Annotated in this window: 5 protein-coding genes; 3 read left to right on the top strand and 2 right to left on the bottom strand. The window is 66.5% G+C overall.

Translation table 11 applies throughout. The features are described from left to right. On the top strand, positions 1–959 hold a 959-nt coding region (locus AO501_RS10315; protein WP_197419816.1), incomplete at its 5' end, for an NHL repeat-containing protein. Between the two features lie 66 nt (positions 960–1,025). Here the strand turns inward: AO501_RS10315 and AO501_RS10310 are convergent. Further along, a complete protein-coding gene (locus tag AO501_RS10310) occupies positions 1,026–1,586 on the bottom strand; it encodes a hypothetical protein (RefSeq protein WP_055577620.1) in 561 nt (186 codons plus the stop codon). Positions 1,587–1,879: 293 nt separating this feature from the next. On the opposite strand from AO501_RS10310, the gene AO501_RS10305 reads away from it, so the two are divergent. Next, positions 1,880–3,430, top strand: coding sequence for a serine/threonine-protein kinase (locus AO501_RS10305; protein WP_055577619.1), 1,551 nt, complete (start codon positions 1,880–1,882; stop codon positions 3,428–3,430). Between the two features lie 7 nt (positions 3,431–3,437). Here the strand turns inward: AO501_RS10305 and AO501_RS35445 are convergent, their stop codons facing one another. Beyond that, the gene (locus AO501_RS35445) at positions 3,438–3,701 is read right to left on the bottom strand and encodes a hypothetical protein (protein ID WP_082658535.1); all 264 of its coding nucleotides are present in this window, start codon (positions 3,699–3,701) and stop codon (positions 3,438–3,440) included. A gap of 144 nt (positions 3,702–3,845) precedes the next feature. Here AO501_RS35445 and AO501_RS10300 point away from each other — a divergent pair. Continuing rightward, the coding region (locus AO501_RS10300) for a PE family protein (protein WP_156452457.1) at positions 3,846–4,313 on the top strand (468 nt) is incomplete at its 3' end.

Genomic DNA, 4,313 nt, shown 5'->3' with positions numbered 1-4,313 from the left:
CGCCTCCGCAGAACGTGCATCCGACGATGGCGCGGCCGGTCGTCGTCCCCCAGCCGGAACCGGTTATTCCACGGCCGGCAGCGGTGCCGCCAGCGCCGGCCCGTCCGTGGTGGCGCCGGAAGGCCGTCGCCGCGGGTGCTGTGCTCGCGGTGATCATGACCGTGATTGCCGTTGTGCTGCTCGGCAACTCGGGGTCGAAGAGCGACTACGAACAGGTCACACTGCCGTTTTCCGGTCTGCGTGACCCGCAAGGTTTGTCGGTGGACATCGGCGGGACGGTGTATGTCGCTGACACCGAACACAATCGGATCCTGGCGCTGTTCGCCGGCGCCACCGAGCCCCACACGCTGCCATTCGACGGCCTGAATCTGCCGACCGGCGTGACCGCCGACAACACCGGCACCGTCTACGTCAACGACGCCGGCAACAAGCGGGTGCTGGTGCTGCGGCCGGGTTCGCAAACCCAAGAGGTACTGCCGTTTACCGACCTGGTCAATCCCACCGGACTGACGGTGGACAGCAGCCGCACGGTCTACGTCGCCGACACCGGCAGGAACCACGTGGTGGCGCTGCCCGCCGGTTCGACCACCATCAGCGAGGTGCCGTTCAACGGCCTGAACAATCCGACGGGCCTGGTGGTCACCGGCAACGGCACCGTGTACGTAGCCGACGGCGGCAACAACCGGGTGCTGATTCTGCCCGTGGAGACGAAAAAGCAAGCGGAACTTCCCTTTTCGGGCTTGAAACAACCCGGTGGCCTGACCCTCGACTCCAAAGGCAACGTCTTCCTGAACGACACCGGGCACAACCGCACGCTGAAACTCGCGGTGGGCTCCTCGACTCAGGAGGAGTTGCCCTTCACCGGCCTCGACTATCCGTGGGGCTTGTCGGTCGACAACAGCGGCACCGTGTATGTGGGTGGGCGCAACGACAAGATTGTGGCGTTGCGGCACAAGTGAACTGGCTCAGCAGCCCAGGTTGCAATTTGGACCGTCATGACCCTCCCTTCGTCAGGGCCGCAGCTGTCAACTTGCCTTGCGCGCCAGCTTGTTGCCGAACCCGGAGATCATCTGACTGGGACGTTGCTGCTCGCCCTGCTGCGCACCCAGCAGGAGGATCGTCCCGGTGAGGACCGGCAGCGCCCACTGCAGGTACCGGAGTTGCTTTTGGGCGGTTGCGGCCTGGTCCGGGGTCGACGACGACGGCTCGGTTGCCCCCTCCGCGGGATGCCCGTCTCCCTGAGCGGCTTTGGCCCCGAGCGCGCCGCTGTAGGCGGTGGCGCCGAGGGCGGCCCCGGTGACGGCCAGCTTCGCGGCGGTGTTGGAGGTGACGCCACTCTGGTACTTGGCGCGCTTGCGGTTGTTATAGAGGATCGCCCCGCCGCCGAGGAGATGCGCTCCGACGGCGGCGGCGTTGACCGGCGCCCACTTCGCCCAGCCGGTGGCCGAGACCCGGGCGCGGTCCTGGGGGTCGCGAACGGCAGCACTTGCGCCGTTGAGTCCGATCGCTCCCATGAGTGATCCGCCGAACCAGGCGGCCGCGCCGAGGTCGTGAAGCGAGCGGATGACGGTGCTGCGTGATGGCATGGAAAGTCCTTCCGATTGATGGCGGGACGCGTTTGGGGGGCGCCCGCTCCCTTGGGGTTCACAGTTCTGTTGCTTTGAAACCCAACCGTTCTCGTAGATTGGCCGACTTCGTGCCGCGTATCGCTAATTCGTTTAGCGGAATGATTCGAAGTACGGTTCGGCGACCGTGACCCCGGCGTGACGATAAGTGGGCTGGGACGTTCTCACGACGGCCCCGATCCATTCCCCGAAAACGCCCGCCCCTTGTCGGACCTCCGTCGCATACTGACGACAGGGAGGAAGGCAGGGTTGCCATGAAGTCACTGGTCGGTGAAACCTTTGGCAAATACGAAGTCAGCCGGCTGCTCGGCAAGGGCGGCATGGGCGAGGTGTACGAGGCGTTCGACACCGACAAGCGTCGCGCGGTCGCGTTGAAGGTGCTCCCCGACGAGTACGCCGACGACCAGACTTTCCGGGAGCGGTTCCTGCGCGAGTCGCACGCGGCGGCGATTCTGCAAGAGCCGCATGTGATTCCGATCCACGACTGGGGCGAGATTGACCACACGCTGTACATCGATATGCGGCTGGTGCGCGGCGAGACGCTGCACGACATTCTGGCCAAGCGCGCGCTGGCGCCCGAGCGGGCCATCGAGATCATCGGTCAGGTCGCCGCGGCCTTGGACGCGGCGCACGCCAACGGGCTGATCCACCGCGACGTCAAGCCACAGAACATCATCATCACGCCCGACGATTTCGCGTACCTCGTCGACTTCGGTATCGCCGAGGCGCGGGGCGAAGCGCATCTGACCATGGCGGGTTACGCCGTGGGCAGCTTCGCCTATATGGCGCCGGAGCGGCTCGACAGCGGTGCGCCGGCGACGTCCGCGGTCGATGTGTACGCGCTGGCGTGCGTGCTGTACGAGGCGCTGACCGGTCGTCGGCCATACGTCGGCGACACCCAGCAGATCATTGCGGCTCACCTGACGGCCCCGCCGCCGCGGCCCAGTGTCGCTCGCCCGGGCGTTCCGTCAGCACTCGATCAGGTCATCGCCCGGGGAATGGCCAAGCATCCCGACGACCGGTACGGCAGCGCCGGTGCGCTGGCGCGCGCGGCCAAACGTGCGCTGGCTGAATCGCCGCCGGCTGCCGAAGACACAGTTTACGGGCCGCAATATCGGCCGCCGCCGCAGTATTTCCCCTCTCCCCCAACGGTTCCCCCGAGTCAGCAGCGGGATGACTCGCGACGCTACCTGGTGCCGACGCTGGTCGCGGTGGCGGCCGCACTGGTCGTCGTCGCGGTTGTCCTGGTGGTCGTTGTCGTCGGGAACCAGAAGTCCGGGCCGGACACTCCGACAGTCGCCTATCCCACGTCGGGACGACCCACGTACCAGCCGTCCTACGAGACCAGCGCCGCGCCGACGTACCAGAGCACGACGCCGTCGACAACACGGCCGGCGGCGCTACCGACGACGACAGCATCCACCGCCCCGGACGCCGAGCAGCAGCTAAGGCAGTACGTGAACCTGGACCGCTCCGTCGTCGCGACGGAGGCCTCCGACAAGTGGGTTCCGCAGCTCAGTTCCAAGCGCCCCGGCATCCGCGACAACGGGGTGGTCTGGGATAACGCGATGGCGCTGCAGGAGCACCTGCAGTTCCGCAAGCTGTACAACGCCAAGCTGCTGTGGTCGGGCGACTGGTCGACATTCTCCGAGCCGAACTTCTGGGTGACGATCGCGGGAATCACGTTCGCCGACGCCAGGGGCGCGCTGATGTGGTGCAGCAGTAAGGGTTTCGACCGGGATCACTGCATCGCGAAGATCGTGAGCACGACGCATCCGGTGGCAGGGAGTACGGCGTACAACTGACTCGCGCCTACGTGCGCTTGACCCTGCTGATCACGATGTCATGGCTCGAGCAGAGCCGGCACGTCAGCGGCCGGATCCGCAATCGCAACTTCGACATCCGCAATGCCTTGCTGCAGAACGGGTATCGGCAGCCGCACGACAGCGTGATCCACCAGTCCGCCGCATGATCCGCCTCGTCGCAGAACTTCCGGCAGATGCATGGAATCTCGGTATCGAAATCCAGCGCGGAGAGGACATCCATCTCCGGCAGCAGTAGGCACTCCCCGACCATCACGGACAGAAGGGTAAACCTGTAGTTGAGACTTTTCGGTTAGGCGCGCGCGGCGGCGGCACGAGCCCTTCAACGGTGGTTCACAATCGTCCCCTTCTGAAATACATTTAGCCGTTCGATTCGTCCCGTCGATGGGAGCCGCTGATGTCGACGTTTCTGATCGCAGCACCGGAAGCTCTGGCCGCCGCGTCGGCCGATGTGAGCGGGATCGGGGAGGCGATCAGGAAGGCGACGGCGTCGTGGGCGCCGGCGACAACCACGGTTGCGGCGGCGGCCGCCGACGAGGTGTCGGCGGCGATCGCCCGATTGTTCGGCAGCTATGCGCAGGGCTTTGTGGCCTTGGACCTGCAGGCGGCAGCCTTCGAGCAGCAATTGGCGCAGGCGTTGGGCACCAGCGCGAACGCCTATGCCGGCGCCGAGGCGGTGAATCTGTCGGTGCTGCAGGCGGTGAATCTGGAAGGGCTGCTGCGCCCGATCAACGGTCCCGTCCTGGCGTTGACCGGTCGGCCGCTGATCGGCAACGGCACCAACGGTGCCCCCGGAACCGGGGCCGCCGGCGGGGCAGGCGGCTGGTTGCTCGGCGACGGCGGGGCCGGCGGGTCGGGTGCGGCG

Origin of the sequence: Mycobacterium gordonae (assembly GCF_001417955.2) — a bacterium.
Classification (GTDB): domain Bacteria; phylum Actinomycetota; class Actinomycetes; order Mycobacteriales; family Mycobacteriaceae; genus Mycobacterium; species Mycobacterium gordonae_B.
The sequence above is the reverse complement of the archived record's forward strand: the minus strand, read 5'-3'. Positions and strand labels throughout refer to the sequence as shown.